Below are 12,972 nucleotides of genomic sequence, written 5' to 3'. Positions count from 1 at the left end.
GTGCGCAAGGTCTGGCATGCCCTCCGGCTGGAGGGCTGCGACGTCGCGCGTTGCAGCGTGGCGCGGCGGATGCGCGCCCTGGGTCTGCGCGGGGTGACGCGGGGCAAGGCCCCGCGCACCACCCGTCCGGCGCTCGGGGTCGCGCTCCCGCCGGATCATGTCGGACGGTGCTTCCGGGTCAAGCGTCCGAACGCCCTGTGGGTGGCGGATATCACCTACATGCCCACGGCGCGGGATGGCTTCGTCTACACGGCCTTCATCACCGATGCGTTCGCCCGCCGCATCGTGGGCTGGCGCGTCAGTCGGAGCCTGCGCACCGACCTGACGCTGGGAGCGCTGGAACAGGCGCTGCAGGCCCGGATGGGACGGGGCACGCCGCGTCCCATCCATCACAGCGATCGCGGCGTGCAGTACGTATCGGTGCGTTCCACCGACCGCCTCGGAGAAGCCGGGCTCCAGCCCTCGGTGGGCCGGGTCGGTGACTCCTACGACAACGCCCTGGCGGAGACCCTCAAAGGGCTGTACAAGACCGAGGTCCGGGCCTACTGGGGACGTCTTAACGATCGACGCGACGTCGAGTGGGCTACGCTCCAGTGGGTCGACTGGTTCAACCGGCGACGCCTGTTGGAATCCAACGGGTATCGACCGCCGGCAACGATCGAAGCGCAGTACCATCAACCACTTCAGGGGTCCGTTCGTGCAGCGTGACCCAAACCAACGGGTCTCCGGGAAACCCGGGGCGGTTCAGTTCGTGGTAATAGATGAAGGCTGGGTCTTCCGGCATCTGGGCACGCTCGGCCTTTGGCCGTTGCGTGCCGCGCCCGCGAGCGGGCGCCGGGGGCTTTCGGGCGGCGTTGTATATGGTTAGGCGCAAACGCGGGAATACGTTTGGTTGTGACCTTCGCCTCCCGTATGGAGCCCCTTGCGGAAGGGTTCTCGGGCCGGGAGAAGGCGCTGGATGTCTGAGCGAAGCGCAGCGTAGCGAGTTCAGCGCCGCCGGCCCGAGGGCCCTGGAGCAAGGTTCCCGGGCGGAATCCGGGTGCCCTTCTTTGGGCACTTTCTTGGGCAAGCAAGAAAGTGCCTCGGGGCGCGCTGGCGAGTCAGCGCCGGGCAGTATGTGGACCGAAGGCACCGTAAACACCGGATGCAGAACCAGGCCCAGCCACAACAAGGTAGGCGGTGGTGCCGTCATAAACACCAACGACGAACCAGGGCCAGCTGTGCAACAGCGCGAAGGGTGTGGTTCAGGGGTGCAAGAGGTGCGCGGGGTAGGGCGAGCCGTCCAGCTCGCGCAGGACGGGGCCGGTCGCCGCGACCTCCAGATAGCCCGGGTGCTCGTCCCAGGCCGGGAGCACGCAGCGCTGGCGGGGCTGACCGTCGACCGCCAGGTCGTGGATCGCGGGGCGGTGGGTATGGCCATGAATCATCAGCGGGACATCGGCGTCGCGGAAGGTGTCCGCCACGGCGTTCGCATTCACGTCCATGATGGCGTCGGCCTTCATCCGGCTGTTGTCACGACTGGTGGCACGCATGGCCTCGGCCTGGCGGATGCGTTCCTCCAGCGAATGGGCGAGGAACGCCCGCTGCCATTCGCCGCCGCGTACTTGCTGGCGAAAGGCCATGTGCTCGGTGTCGTCGGTGCACAGGGAATCGCCATGCAGCAGCACGGCGGGCCCGCAGGGCAGGGCCGCATGCAATGGCTCGGGCGCCAGCTGCATCCCGGCGCGGGCGGCATAGTCCGGGCCCACGAGAAAATCCCGGTTGCCATGGATGAAGGCGACCGGGATCTCGAGTGTCTGCAGGGCCTCGGCGAGCTGTTCAGCGGCCGGGAATCCGGCGTCATCGCCGACCCAGTATTCGAACAGGTCGCCGAGGATGTACAGCGCCGAGGCACTGCGCGCCGGTCCCTTCAGGAAGGCGAGTGCGGCCTCCAGCAGGGGGCCGGGCTCGCGATCCAGGTGCAGGTCGGAGATGACCAGGGCCGGCGCGCTCGAAGCCACGGGGTGGCTCAGTCCTCGATGCGCTTCACGCTTTCCATCACGACCGGCTCCTGCGGCACATCCTGGTGCATGCCGGAACGGCCGGTGGGTACGGACTCGATCTGGCGCACGACGTCCATGCCCTCGGTCACCTTGCCGAAGACCGCATAACCCCAGCCCTGCGCCTTCGGGGCCGTGTGGTTGAGGAAGTCGTTGTCGTTCACGTTGATGAAGAACTGCGCGGTGGCCGAGTGCGGATCCTGGGTGCGGGCCATGGAGATCGCACCCACCTCGTTCTTCAGGCCGTTGTCCGCCTCGTTGCGGATCGGCTCGCCGGCGGACTTCTGACTCATGTTCTTGTCGAAGCCGCCGCCCTGGACCATGAAGCCCGGGATCACGCGGTGAAAGATCGTGCCGTCGTAGAAGCCATCATCCACGTAGGACATGAAGTTGGCGACCGTCTCCGGGGCGGCCTCGGCGTTGAGTTCCAGCACGATGCGGCCATGGTTGGTTTCGATCGCGACCTGCGGATTGGTATCGGCCATGGGGGCTCCTGAAAGCAGTAGGGCAAGAAGGGCGGTGGCCAGCACAATGGCAAGCCGGGTGCGGATGCGCTGCATGGTTCTGACCTCCGGGGAATTCGAGGGGAGCATGGTACCCGCCACCGGCGGGGCCTGCCAGCAGGCGCACCCGGAGGATGCGCATTCAATCGCGCGTCGCCCGGAGCGCGCGGGCGGAGGTCGCGGGGCGGCGCTGGTGAGGCCGCGGGCGCTCCGCTACCATGCGCGCGATGACGAACACGATGACCCGAACCCGTTTCGCCCCCAGCCCCACCGGCCTGCTGCACCTGGGCAACGTCCGCACCGCGCTGTTCAGCGCGCTGCTGGCGCGGTCGCGCGGCGGCCGTTTCCTGCTGCGGATCGAGGACACCGATGCCGAGCGCTCGCGGCCGGAGTTTGTCGAGGCCCTGCAGCGCGATCTGCGCTGGCTGGGCCTGGACTGGGACGAGGGCTTCGGCGCCGGGGGTGACGCCGGTCCCTACGCGCAATCCGAGCGCGGCGAACTCTACGCGGGTTATTACCGGCAGTTGATCGATCAGGGGCTGGCCTATCCGTGCTTCTGCTCGGCCGCCGAGCTGGACCGCGGGCGCAAGCGCATGCGCGCCCAGGGCAAGCCGCCGCGCTATCCCGGGACCTGCGCCCACCTGAGCGCGGAGGAGGCGGCGCGCCGCGAGGCCGAGGGGCAGAAGCCGACCCTGCGCTTTCGCGTGCCGCTGGGCCGCACGGTCCGTTTCGAGGACGGGGTACGCGGGCCGGTGAGCTTTCGGACCGACGAGATCGGCGATTTCGTGATCCGCCGCTCCGACGGCACGCCTGCCTTTTTCTTCTCCAATGCGATCGACGATGCCCTGATGGGCGTAACCGACGTGGTGCGCGGCGAGGACCATATCGCCAACACCCCGCGCCAGATGCTGCTGCTGGAGGCGCTGGGGCTGGCGGCGCCGGCCTATCACCACCTGCCGCTGGTGATGGGGCAGGACGGGGCGCCGTTGTCCAAGCGCAACGGCTCCGCCAGCGTCGAGGAGCTGCGCGCCGATGGCTATCTGCCGCTGGCGATCCTGAACCACCTGGCGCGGCTCGGGCATCGCTTCGAGTCGGACGAGTTGCTCTCGGCCGAGGCGCTGGCGGCCGGTTTCAGCCGCGAGCGGATCGGGCACAGCGCGGCCCGGCACGACCCGCAGCAGCTGGAACACTGGCAGTCGGAGGCCCTGCGCGGGCTGTCGGACGAGTCACTGCAGGCCTATCTGGAAGCGGCCGGTGTGCTCGAGGGGGTCGCCGCCGAAGAGCGACCGGCCCTGGCGCGCCTGCTGCGGGACAACATCAGCCGGGCGGCCGAGGCCCCGGTGTGGGTGGCGGCGTTCGCGGACGACCCGATGCCGTACAGCGACAGCGCCCGCGAGGAGCTGGCGGGGGCCGGGGCGGCGTTCTATGGCGCCGCGCTGGCGGCGCTGGATGAGGCCGAGGACTTTCCGGCGCTGGCCAAGGCCGTGGGGGCCGCGACTGGTGCCAAGGGGCGCAAGCTGTTCATGCCGCTGCGCGCGGCCCTCTCCGGGCAGACCTTTGGCCCGGAGCTGCCGCGGATCTGGGAGTATCTGGGGCGCGAGCGGGTGCGGGCGCGGCTGCGGGCCGCGCAGGAGATTGCCACGGCCGGTTGAGCGGGGTCCCGGGCGGGCCCGGGGTGCGTCCTCAGCCCGCTTCGTGGGTCCCGAAGGCGCGGGCGCGCAGGGTGTTGTCCAGCAGCATCGCGACGGTCATCGGGCCGACGCCGCCCGGCACGGGCGTGATCCAGGCGGCCTTCTCGGCGGCGGCGTCGAACTCCACGTCCCCGGTCAGCGTCCCGTCGTCGCGGCGGTTGATGCCGATATCGATGACCGTGGCCCCCGGCTTGATCCAGTCGCCCTTGACCAGGCCGGGTTTGCCCACGGCCGCGACGACGATGTCGGACTGGCGGGCGATGGCGGCGGTGTCCGGCGTGAAGCGGTGGCAGATGGTCGGGGTGGCGCCGGCCAGCAGCAGCTCCAGGGCCATCGGGCGCCCGACGATGTTGGAGGCGCCGATCACGCAGGCGGTGCGGCCCTTGAACGGCTCCTCGATGTGGCGCAGCAACTGGATGACGCCCCAGGGCGTACACGGGCGCAGGCGCGGCACGCGCGCCACCAGGCGGCCGACGTTGTAGGGGTGGAAGCCGTCCACGTCCTTGGCCGGAGAGATGCGCTCGATCACCGTTTCCGGGTCGATGTGGTCGGGCAGGGGCAGCTGGACGAGGATGCCGTCGATGGTGCGGTCGGCGTTGAGCTGGTCGATCAGCGCCAGCAGGTCGGTCTGCGGGGTGCCGGCCGGCAGGTCGTAGGAGTGCGAGACCACGCCGACCTGTTCGCAGGCCTTGCGCTTGTTGCGCACGTACACCTCGGAGGCCGGGTTGGTCCCGACCAGGACCACGGCGAGACCCGGCGGACGCAGGTCGCGGGCGGTCATGGATTCGATCTCGGTCGCGATCCGTGCGCGGTGACTTTGTCCGATCGCGCGTCCGTCGATGAGCTGGGCCGTCATGGGGTCTCGCCTTGGAAGGAATGCCCGCGATCTTCCCATGGCGGGGGCGGGCGCTCAAGCCGACGCGGGCGGGAATCCGTGTTGTCGGCGGACGCAGGAAGAATCCGTTACAGCGCCGCGGAGAGGCTGGTTGTGGCGGGGCTGGCCTCGCAACGGTTGCGGCCGTCCTGCTTGGCGCGATAGAGCGCGTCGTCGGCGCGGCCAATCAGGGTTTCGCCGGTGTCGGATGACTGTGGGTGCGCGTCCAGTGTGGCGATACCGACACTGACGGTGACGGTCAGTTCGTCCGGGGCGCACGGCGGGGCGGCCTGGTGACCCACGAGCGAGATGGGGGTGCTGGAGATGGCATCGCGCAGCTTTTCCCCTAGGGCCAGGGCTGCGTCGAGATTGGTATGCGGGGCGATCACGACAAATTCTTCCCCTCCGAAACGCGCCGCGAGATCCGAACGCCGCAGGACTTGCTGCACGCGTTGAGCGATCGTAGTCAGTATGTAGTCGCCCACGAGATGACCGAGGCGATCATTGATCGGCTTAAATGCGTCGATGTCCAGCATTACTGCCGATAGCGGCTGCTCGTAGCGATGCGCCCGGGATACCTCCTCATCCAGTCGGCGGTCCATATGGCGGCGGTTGAAAAGCCCGGTTAATGGGTCGGTAATGGATTCGTGTTCCAAGCGGGTGATATGGCGAATCTTCTCCAACGAACTGTGGGTCAGGCCGACCACGGTGCAGACGAAACAGCCGCCCAGCAGGAAGATCGCCGGGACCAGCAGGTCCGGAAGGCCCTGGTACAGGCCCCAGTTCAGGGGGATGTAGCCGAAGTAGCCCAGGGTGAACACCGGGATCAGGAAGGCCATCATCTTCCAGCCGGTGCGCACGCGGCTTTGCGGCAGTTCGCGCAGCAGTCGGGCGAGGGTCCACTGGGCGTACAGAAGGCCTGTCGCCCCCAGCACAATGGCCATACTGGCTACCCAGTCGAGCATCCGTTTCTCCCTGCGTCGCAGCCTTGCGAACGTTGTAGAGTCGACGTTACCACGACAGGCGGTAGCCGGGTGCGAGCGCGGCCGAAATTTCGCGTTTTTCCTTGACCGGATCCCTCTTCCAAGGCTAACATCCAGCGCTCGCTGTGTAGGCCCTTTTTGCGGGGACGGCTCGACGGGGTATAGCGCAGTCTGGTAGCGCGCCTGCTTTGGGAGCAGGATGTCGGGGGTTCGAATCCCTCTACCCCGACCATGGCTCCCGGCCAAGGCTTGCAGGCAGGTTCGAATCAGGCGCCATGGCCCCAATGCTCGGCGGTAACGCGCTCGTAGCTCAACCGGATAGAGCATCGGCCTTCTAAGCCGACGGTTGCAGGTTCGAGTCCTGCCGGGCGCGCCAGGGCCGCCCCTCGCGCAAGTAGCTGTACAGTGACACGGTGGTGACCGTAGCTCAGTTGGTAGAGTCCCGGATTGTGACTCCGGTTGTCGTGGGTTCGAGTCCCATCGGTCACCCCATCCCCTTTTGTTCCGGGGGCCGTTAGCTCAATTGGTAGAGCAGTGGACTCTTAATCCATTGGTTGTAGGTTCGATTCCTACACGGCCCACCATTTCCTTTTCGTTATTCCCTACAGGGTGCCTGGCGGCTGCTGCGGGCGTCTTTCTGTGTCTTGCTGGGTACACCTCCTGTCCGCCATTCCTTCACCTGTCGTTCAGATGCGCGGGCGTAAGCTAACCGCGTGATGTCCGATCAAGGCGGTTGGAAACGGCGGGAGGTGGAAAATGGCAGGGCGATTGTTTTTGATTATGGCATTGGTTGGTTCGGTGGCCTTTCTGACCGGATGTCAGACGATCAGCAAGCAGCAGACCGGGGCCCTGATCGGCGGGGCCGCCGGGGGCGCGATCGGCAGTCAGATCGGCGGCGGGCGCGGGCGTACCGCCGCGATTATTGCCGGCACCCTGGCGGGTGCGGCGATCGGCGGTTCGGTGGGGCGCAGCATGGACGATGTCGACCGGATGCGGGTGTCGCGCACGCTGGAGACGGTCCCGGACCGGCAGAGCTCGACCTGGCGCAATCCGAACACCGGGCATCAGTATCAGGCCACGCCCACCCGCACCTACCGTTCCTCGGGGCAGGACTGCCGCGAGTATCAGGTGCAGGCAACGATGGACGGATATCCGGAGACCATCACGGGCACGGCCTGCCGCGATGCCAGCGGGCGCTGGGTGAACGTCTGACGTTCAGGCGTGATCGCTCGGTCTTGGGTTCCGGTGGTAACCGGTCAAGCACGGCTGTCGAGAGCCGCGCAGCCACAAAAAAGCCCCGCATGAGCGGGGCTTTCTCGTTCCAGGCAAGGCCCGGACGGGTGCCGGCAACCGATCAGGAGCGGCGGTACATGTCCTCGGTGGTCGGAACGAAACCGAGGTTGTCCTCGCCGATACCCTTGACCTTGGGTTCGTTGAGGTCGCTGATGCGTACGTTGCCGTCCAGGCTGCGCAGGTATTCGGCGACACCATCCCAGATGTCGACCCCGACACCGCCCGGAACATTCTGCTGCACGCTGGCCCAGCCGGCGACGACGTATTCCTTGTCGGCATCCAGCTTGCGGCCGTCCAGTTCCATCTCGGAGATCCGGTTGCCGATCTCGGCGGTCGGATCGATGGCATATTTCAGGCCGCCGACGCGCACCATGTCGCCGCCCTGCTGGTAGAAGGGGTCGGCGTTGTAGAGGTTGTCCGCGACGTCTTCCAGGATGTCCTTGATCTGGGCCCCGGTGAAGGTGTTGCGGGTCATCTCCGGATAGGTCAGGCCGGTCTGGTCCATCACGTGCTCGAAGGTGATGGGCATGCCCGGCAGCACCGTGGTGCCCCAGCGGAAGCCCGGGGAGAAGGAGATCTGGGCGTCGTTGTATTCGATCAGGCCGTCGCAGATCAGCTGGTCGAAGGTGCCGTTGAAATTGCCGCGGCGGTAAAGCAGGTCGTCGGTGACCGCCAGTTCTTCGGACAGCTTTTCCTCCATGTTGAAGGTTTCGCCCTTCCAGGTGACCTCGCTGTTGCGCATGTTGTGGATGAACGAGGCCATGCCCGGGTGTTCCGGCAGCATCTCGGCGAACACCGGCACCAGGCGGTATTCCCAGTCCTGGATCGCGCCGTCGCGGAAGTCGAAGTCCAGCACGCCGACGAACTTGGCGTTGGAGCCGGCGTTGGTGACCAGGCAGGTGCCGCCATCGGGGCGCTCCACCGGCAGCGGCTGCGGCACGGCGTCGTGGGTGTGGCCACCCATGATGGCGTCCAGTCCCTCGACCATACCGGCCATCTTGATGTCCACGTCCATGCCGTTGTGCGACAGGGCGACGACGATCTCGGCGCCCTCCGCGCGGGCCGCGTTGACCTGTTCCTGCATGTCGTCCGGGCGGATGCCGAAGGACCACTGCTCCACCATCCAGCGCGGGTTGGCGATGGGGGTGTAGGGGAAGGCCTGACCTACGACCGCCACGTTCACGCCATTCATCTCGCGGATCACGTAGGGCTTGAAGATCCGATCACCCCAGTCCACGTCGCGCACGTTCTGGGCCACGAAGTCGATGCCGGCGTCGGCGAAGTCGCCGTTCACGACCTCTTCGACGCGGTCGGCGCCGTAGGTGAATTCCCAGTGGCCGGTCATGATGTCGATGCCCAGCAGCTTCTGTGCATCCACCATGTCCTGCGCGTTGGTCCACAGCGCGGAGCCGGAGCCGCCGCCCCAGGTATCGCCGCCATCCAGCAGGAGGGCGTTCGGGCGGGAGTCACGCAGCTTGTCGACCAGGGTCTTGAGGTGCGCGAAGCCGCCCACACGACCGTATTTCTCGGCCGCTTCCATGAAGTCGAGATTGGTGTAGGCGTGCGCGTAGATGCTGTCGCGCTCGATGTCGTAGTGTTTGAGGAAGTGCTCGCCCACGATATGCGGCGGGCGATTGCGCATGTCGGCCACGCCGAGGTTCATGTTCGGTTCGCGGAAGTAGATCGGCTTCAGCTGGGCGTGGCAGTCGGTGTAGTGCAGCAGGTGCACGTTGCCGAAGCGATCCAGCGCATCGTAGGGATCACCCGCGGTGCCGCCCTTGTTGTTGCTGCAGGCAGCGGTGCCCAGGGGGAAACCGGCGGCGCTGGCGGCGGCCAGCAACTGCATGAATTCTCGGCGTGAGATGTGCATGAGGAATCCTACCTCTCTATTCCGGGTTGGTGGTGAATGGCAGTAAAGACATTTTGCGACGCGAGGTAGACGATCCGTTGCCGGCGTGCATTCCCTAGCGCCGCCCCTCGCGGGCCTCGCGCGCGGTCTCGCGGGCGGAGTCACGCTTGTCCTCGATACGCTGGCGGTCCCGATCGCTCGCATCCGAGGCGTCCATGGCGGCCTCGAACTGGCGGACCGCCTCTTCATACTGAGCGCGGTGGAAGAAGTATTCGGCCATGGCTTCGCGGCTGATTGCAACATAGCCCGCGCCGTCCGCGATGTCGGCCTGCAGGCGCAGCAGCTCCGGGTTGGGGGCGGCCTCCTGGCGGATCATGTCCGACAGGATGCGGATCGCGCGATCGGGCTGGCCAAGATCCCGGTGTACGCGGGCGAGGCGTTCCCGGATCACCGGGTGGCCGGGGTACACCGCGTCCAGGTCCTGCAGCCGCTCGAGGGCCTGTTCATGTTCGCCCTCCTCGCGCAGCAGGGCGGTGAACGCCAGCTCGAGGGTCAGCCCGGGGGCATCGGCGGCATCGAGCCGTTCCAGTTGTTCGCGCGCGCGGGAGGCCTCTCCGCGCTCGAGATAGGCCACGGCTGCGCCATAGCGCCGCGCGGGGGATGGGGCGTCCGTCGCGCGAAAGCGCTCCAGGGTGCGGCGCGGGTCTTTCAGGGCCTGCACGCGGGCCTGCATCCATTCGAATTCGGGCCCGCGGGCGCGGGTTTCGGTCGCGGCCATCTGGCTGGCCCGGTTGCGGGCATCGGTGATGCGGTCGAGGGTTACCGGGTGGGTGCGCAGGTATTCCGGTACCTGGTCGCCGACCCCGCGCGAGAGCTCCTGCAACCGCTCGAAGAAATCCGCCATCGCGTGCGGGTCGAACCCGGTGCCCTGCAGGATCTGCATGCCGGCGCGGTCGGCCTCGGCCTCGTTCGCGCGGGTGAAGTTGATCTGCTGCTGGATGCCGCCGGCCACGCCGCCGGTGATGACCGCCGAGCCCAGCGTCGGGTCGACCGCGGAGGCGAGGATGCCCGCCAGGATCGCCAGGCCGGTGGTGAAGTTGATGTCGCGCCCGCGCGCGAACATGCGCGCCAGGTGACGCTGGGTCACATGGGCGATCTCGTGTGCCATGACCGCCGCCAGTTCGGCTTCATCGCGGACCTCGAGGATCAGTCCGGCGTGAATGCCGATGATGCCCCCGGGCATCGCAAAGGCGTTGACCTGGCCGTTGTCTACGGTCAGGAAGTAGAAGGGGCCGTCGGCGCTGGGGGCGTTGGCCAGGAGCTGGCGCCCGAGCGAGTCCACGTAGAACACGACCTCGGGGTCGGTGACCAGCGGGGCGGTGCGGCGGATCTCGCGCAGCAGCGAGCGACCGAGCTCGCGTTCTTCGGCGGGGGTCAGGACGCCGCCGGAGGCCTCGCCGAGATCAGGGAGGGAGACCCCGCTGGAGTGGGCGGGCGGGGCCGCCAGTAGTGCCAGCGCCAGCAGCGCGGCGAGCAGGAAATGAGCAATAAACAGCAGGCCGCGAGGGCCGGCGGGCGCCGGCCCTGCATTGCGGCAATGCCGGGAGGCGTAGTTACTTGCCAAGCCCCGGGGCCGACGAATAGGTGCGCATGCTGTCACGGGTTTCCCACAGCTTCGGCTTGAGCATCGCCTCGGGCACCATGAACTTCTTGCGATCCAGTACCTTGTGAGTCCGGACCTTCTTGACGATGTCGTCGTAGCCCATCTTGAAGAGCAGGCCGACGTCGCCACCGGAGGTGCGGCGCGCGATCATGTAGTCGTCCTGCATGTCGTGCACATAGATGTTGGCGGGGCGCAGCTTGCCGTTTTCGTCTTTCAGCGTGACGGCGTAATGGCCGTCCACCTGGAATTCGCTCTTGTCCACCGGGATATCCTCCGCGAAGCAATGAAGCTGATCAGTATGCATCAGCGTTTCCTGAAGCGGGAGCGACCATAGCAGAACTTTTCGCCACGGGCGACCATCCACCTGCCCGCCGTCGGACTTGTTTGCATTTGCGGCCGGTTTCGCTATGCTCCGCGCCCACTCTTGCGCTGTCAGCGCCGAAGGCATGCCGGCGGGAGTCGCGAGAGTTCGCATTCCACGACGAGACGACCCGGAGCACAGCGTGTACGGATTCAGCGAGATCACCCCGGACGAACTGGAGCAGTGGCGCAGCGAAGGCAAGACCTTTCGCCTGCTCGACGTGCGCTCGCCGGGCGAGACCGGGCGCGGGGTCATTCCGGGTGCCGAGCTGATCCCGCTGGCGACCCTGCCGATGCGCAAGGACGAGTTCACCGGCGACGACACGCCGCTGGTGATCTACTGCCAGAGTGGCGCGCGTTCCGCGCAGGCCTGTGCCTTTCTCGCCCAGCAGGGTGTCGACTGCGCCAGCAGCCTGCGTGGCGGTATCGTCGGCTGGGCACAGACGGGCAAGCCGGTGGTAAGCCCGGATTAGAATTCGGTTGTATTCCGATGCCGTTTCGCCTATAAGGGGGAATTCGGCAGGTAACTGTTCGGTCGAGGCTGTCGCGTTCAGGGCCCGATTCGGACTGCAGTACCCGACTGATAAAACGCACTCAAAGGAGAGAAACGATGGCCAACTTTGACCAAGAACTCGATGCTTCCGGCCTGAACTGCCCGCTGCCCATTCTGCGCGCCAAGAAGGCGCTCGCCGCGATGGACGCCGGCCAGGTTCTGCATATCATCGCCACCGATCCGGGCGCCGTGAAGGACTTCCAGGCCTTCGCCAAGCAGACCGGCAACGAGCTGATGGAACACAAGGAAGAAGGCGGCAAGTTCTACTTCCTCGTAAAGAAGGCCTGAAGCGTTTCAAACGCTTGATTCGGGGCGGCAATCCGCAAGGGTTGGCCGCCCCGAATCCTGAATAACGACGGTTGCCATGCGGTAACTGGATTGGTGCCTGGACGAGGTCTAGGCTGGCTGCGCAAGGTTCACAAAGAAACCTGCATCGCCTAAAGCGAAGAGGTGTGAGATATGGCGACATACGCTGAGATGCAGCAAATCTTCGACGATATCCGCGGGGATTTTCGCTACGACCACGAGCTCAACGGCTGCCTGAACTGCGGGATCTGCACGGCCACGTGCCCGTCCGCCCAGTTCTACGATTACTCGCCACGCGAGATCGTCCAGCTGCTCTGGACCGAGAACGTCGAGCAGATCTACGACGCGATGCAGGAAAAGATCTGGGCCTGCGCCCAGTGCATGACCTGTGCGGCGCGCTGCCCGTTCAAGAACTCTCCCGGTGGCCTGGTCGCGATCATGCGCGAAGTGGCCATCAAGCACGAGATGCAGTCCGCGAAGGACGTACTCCGTCCGTTCGGCCGCGTGATGCTCAAGCTGATCACCACGGGTAACCAGCTGTCCCCCGACATGATCCAGCCCGATCACTTCCCTGACTGGGGCCCCAACATCCAGAAGGTGGAAGGCGATCTGCGCATCCTGCGCAAGGCGATTCCGGTGAAGACGCTGCAGACGGTCGAGACCGCCTGGGAAGTGTCCCTGAAGACCTCGGTCGAGATGTACACCATCTGGGAAATGACCGGGGTCCTGAAGTCCCTCGAGCTGATGGACGAGAACCTCTTCGACGTGATCGAAGACTTCATCGACGAGAAGCGCGAGGACTACGAAGACTGGCTCGAGGAGCAGGAAGAGGAAGACGACGAATAAGTCGCTCGCCGA

The 12,972-nt window shown here is 66.4% G+C and carries 13 protein-coding genes, 4 tRNA genes and 1 pseudogene; 11 read left to right on the top strand and 7 right to left on the bottom strand.

Translation table 11 applies throughout. The annotated features are described in order from the left end of the window. Together D106_RS14275 and D106_RS15385 are read left to right on the top strand one after the other, a co-directional pair. On the top strand, positions 1–708 hold a 708-nt coding region (locus D106_RS14275; RefSeq protein WP_018879899.1), incomplete at its 5' end, for an IS3 family transposase. A gap of 53 nt (positions 709–761) precedes the next feature. After that, positions 762–966, top strand: a pseudogene (locus tag D106_RS15385) (hypothetical protein). 278 nt (positions 967–1,244) lie between these two features. Here D106_RS15385 and D106_RS0109645 read toward each other — a convergent pair. Together D106_RS0109645 and D106_RS0109640 are read right to left on the bottom strand one after the other, a co-directional pair. Continuing rightward, a complete protein-coding gene (locus D106_RS0109645; RefSeq protein ID WP_018879898.1) occupies positions 1,245–2,000 on the bottom strand; it encodes a UDP-2,3-diacylglucosamine diphosphatase in 756 nt (251 codons plus the stop codon). 8 nt (positions 2,001–2,008) lie between these two features. Continuing rightward, entirely contained in the window at positions 2,009–2,524 is a 516-nt protein-coding gene (locus tag D106_RS0109640; protein WP_018879897.1) for a peptidylprolyl isomerase, read from the bottom strand. Between the two features lie 236 nt (positions 2,525–2,760). On the opposite strand from D106_RS0109640, the gene gltX reads away from it, so the two are divergent. Then, positions 2,761–4,194: a glutamate--tRNA ligase gene (gene gltX / locus D106_RS0109635; protein WP_018879896.1), complete on the top strand. Its 1,434-nt coding sequence runs from the start codon at positions 2,761–2,763 to the stop codon at positions 4,192–4,194. Positions 4,195–4,225: 31 nt separating this feature from the next. On the opposite strand, the gene folD is transcribed toward gltX, so the two are convergent. Together folD and D106_RS0109625 are read right to left on the bottom strand one after the other, a co-directional pair. Continuing rightward, complete coding sequence (gene folD, locus D106_RS0109630) at positions 4,226–5,089, bottom strand: bifunctional methylenetetrahydrofolate dehydrogenase/methenyltetrahydrofolate cyclohydrolase FolD (protein WP_018867251.1); 864 nt, start codon at positions 5,087–5,089, stop codon at positions 4,226–4,228. 107 nt (positions 5,090–5,196) lie between these two features. Then, positions 5,197–6,072, bottom strand: a complete 876-nt coding sequence (locus D106_RS0109625; protein ID WP_018879895.1) for a GGDEF domain-containing protein — start codon at positions 6,070–6,072, stop codon at positions 5,197–5,199. Between the two features lie 173 nt (positions 6,073–6,245). Between D106_RS0109625 and D106_RS0109620 the strand changes: the two genes are divergently transcribed. From D106_RS0109620 to D106_RS0109600, 5 genes are all read left to right on the top strand, one after another. After that, positions 6,246–6,322: transfer RNA gene (locus D106_RS0109620), tRNA-Pro, on the top strand. Positions 6,323–6,389: 67 nt separating this feature from the next. Beyond that, a tRNA-Arg gene (locus D106_RS0109615) sits at positions 6,390–6,466 on the top strand. A gap of 40 nt (positions 6,467–6,506) precedes the next feature. Next, a tRNA-His gene (locus D106_RS0109610) sits at positions 6,507–6,582 on the top strand. 16 nt (positions 6,583–6,598) lie between these two features. Further along, positions 6,599–6,674: transfer RNA gene (locus D106_RS0109605), tRNA-Lys, on the top strand. Positions 6,675–6,870: 196 nt separating this feature from the next. After that, the gene (locus D106_RS0109600) at positions 6,871–7,302 is read left to right on the top strand and encodes an RT0821/Lpp0805 family surface protein (protein ID WP_018877063.1); all 432 of its coding nucleotides are present in this window, start codon (positions 6,871–6,873) and stop codon (positions 7,300–7,302) included. Between the two features lie 142 nt (positions 7,303–7,444). Here the strand turns inward: D106_RS0109600 and soxB are convergent, their stop codons facing one another. From soxB to D106_RS0109585, 3 genes are all read right to left on the bottom strand, one after another. Continuing rightward, the gene (soxB, locus tag D106_RS0109595; protein ID WP_018877062.1) at positions 7,445–9,253 is read right to left on the bottom strand and encodes a thiosulfohydrolase SoxB; all 1,809 of its coding nucleotides are present in this window, start codon (positions 9,251–9,253) and stop codon (positions 7,445–7,447) included. 94 nt (positions 9,254–9,347) lie between these two features. Beyond that, entirely contained in the window at positions 9,348–10,769 is a 1,422-nt protein-coding gene (locus D106_RS0109590; RefSeq protein WP_026280638.1) for a M48 family metalloprotease, read from the bottom strand. A gap of 76 nt (positions 10,770–10,845) precedes the next feature. After that, a complete protein-coding gene (locus D106_RS0109585) occupies positions 10,846–11,199 on the bottom strand; it encodes a hypothetical protein (protein ID WP_018867555.1) in 354 nt (117 codons plus the stop codon). Positions 11,200–11,398: 199 nt separating this feature from the next. Between D106_RS0109585 and D106_RS0109580 the strand changes: the two genes are divergently transcribed. The 3 genes from D106_RS0109580 (at position 11,399) to D106_RS0109570 (ending at position 12,960) form a co-directional block, all read left to right on the top strand. Continuing rightward, entirely contained in the window at positions 11,399–11,728 is a 330-nt protein-coding gene (locus tag D106_RS0109580; protein ID WP_018867554.1) for a rhodanese-like domain-containing protein, read from the top strand. Positions 11,729–11,865: 137 nt separating this feature from the next. Beyond that, a complete protein-coding gene (locus D106_RS0109575) occupies positions 11,866–12,096 on the top strand; it encodes a sulfurtransferase TusA family protein (protein ID WP_017941140.1) in 231 nt (76 codons plus the stop codon). A 189-nt stretch (positions 12,097–12,285) separates the two neighbouring features. Next, the gene (locus D106_RS0109570) at positions 12,286–12,960 is read left to right on the top strand and encodes a 4Fe-4S dicluster domain-containing protein (RefSeq protein ID WP_017941141.1); all 675 of its coding nucleotides are present in this window, start codon (positions 12,286–12,288) and stop codon (positions 12,958–12,960) included. Positions 12,961–12,972: the final 12 nt, after the last annotated feature.

Origin of the sequence: Thioalkalivibrio sp. ALE9 (genome assembly GCF_000377445.1) — a bacterium.
In the GTDB taxonomy this organism is placed as follows: Bacteria; Pseudomonadota; Gammaproteobacteria; order Ectothiorhodospirales; family Ectothiorhodospiraceae; genus Thioalkalivibrio.
The sequence above is the reverse complement of the archived record's forward strand: the minus strand, read 5'-3'. Positions and strand labels throughout refer to the sequence as shown.

Excerpts from the sequence above, each read along its gene's own strand:
- D106_RS0109640 (WP_018879897.1), bottom strand. The coding sequence starts at position 2,524 with ATGGCCGATACCAATCCGCAGGTCGCGATCGAAACCAACCATGGCCGC.
- gltX (WP_018879896.1), top strand. The coding sequence starts at position 2,761 with ATGCGCGCGATGACGAACACGATGACCCGAACCCGTTTCGCCCCCAGC.
- folD (WP_018867251.1), bottom strand. The coding sequence starts at position 5,089 with ATGACGGCCCAGCTCATCGACGGACGCGCGATCGGACAAAGTCACCGC.
- D106_RS0109625 (WP_018879895.1), bottom strand. The coding sequence starts at position 6,072 with ATGCTCGACTGGGTAGCCAGTATGGCCATTGTGCTGGGGGCGACAGGC.
- D106_RS0109600 (WP_018877063.1), top strand. The coding sequence starts at position 6,871 with ATGGCATTGGTTGGTTCGGTGGCCTTTCTGACCGGATGTCAGACGATC.
- soxB (WP_018877062.1), bottom strand. The coding sequence starts at position 9,253 with ATGCACATCTCACGCCGAGAATTCATGCAGTTGCTGGCCGCCGCCAGC.
- D106_RS0109585 (WP_018867555.1), bottom strand. The coding sequence starts at position 11,199 with ATGCATACTGATCAGCTTCATTGCTTCGCGGAGGATATCCCGGTGGAC.
- D106_RS0109575 (WP_017941140.1), top strand. The coding sequence starts at position 11,866 with ATGGCCAACTTTGACCAAGAACTCGATGCTTCCGGCCTGAACTGCCCG.
- D106_RS0109570 (WP_017941141.1), top strand. The coding sequence starts at position 12,286 with ATGCAGCAAATCTTCGACGATATCCGCGGGGATTTTCGCTACGACCAC.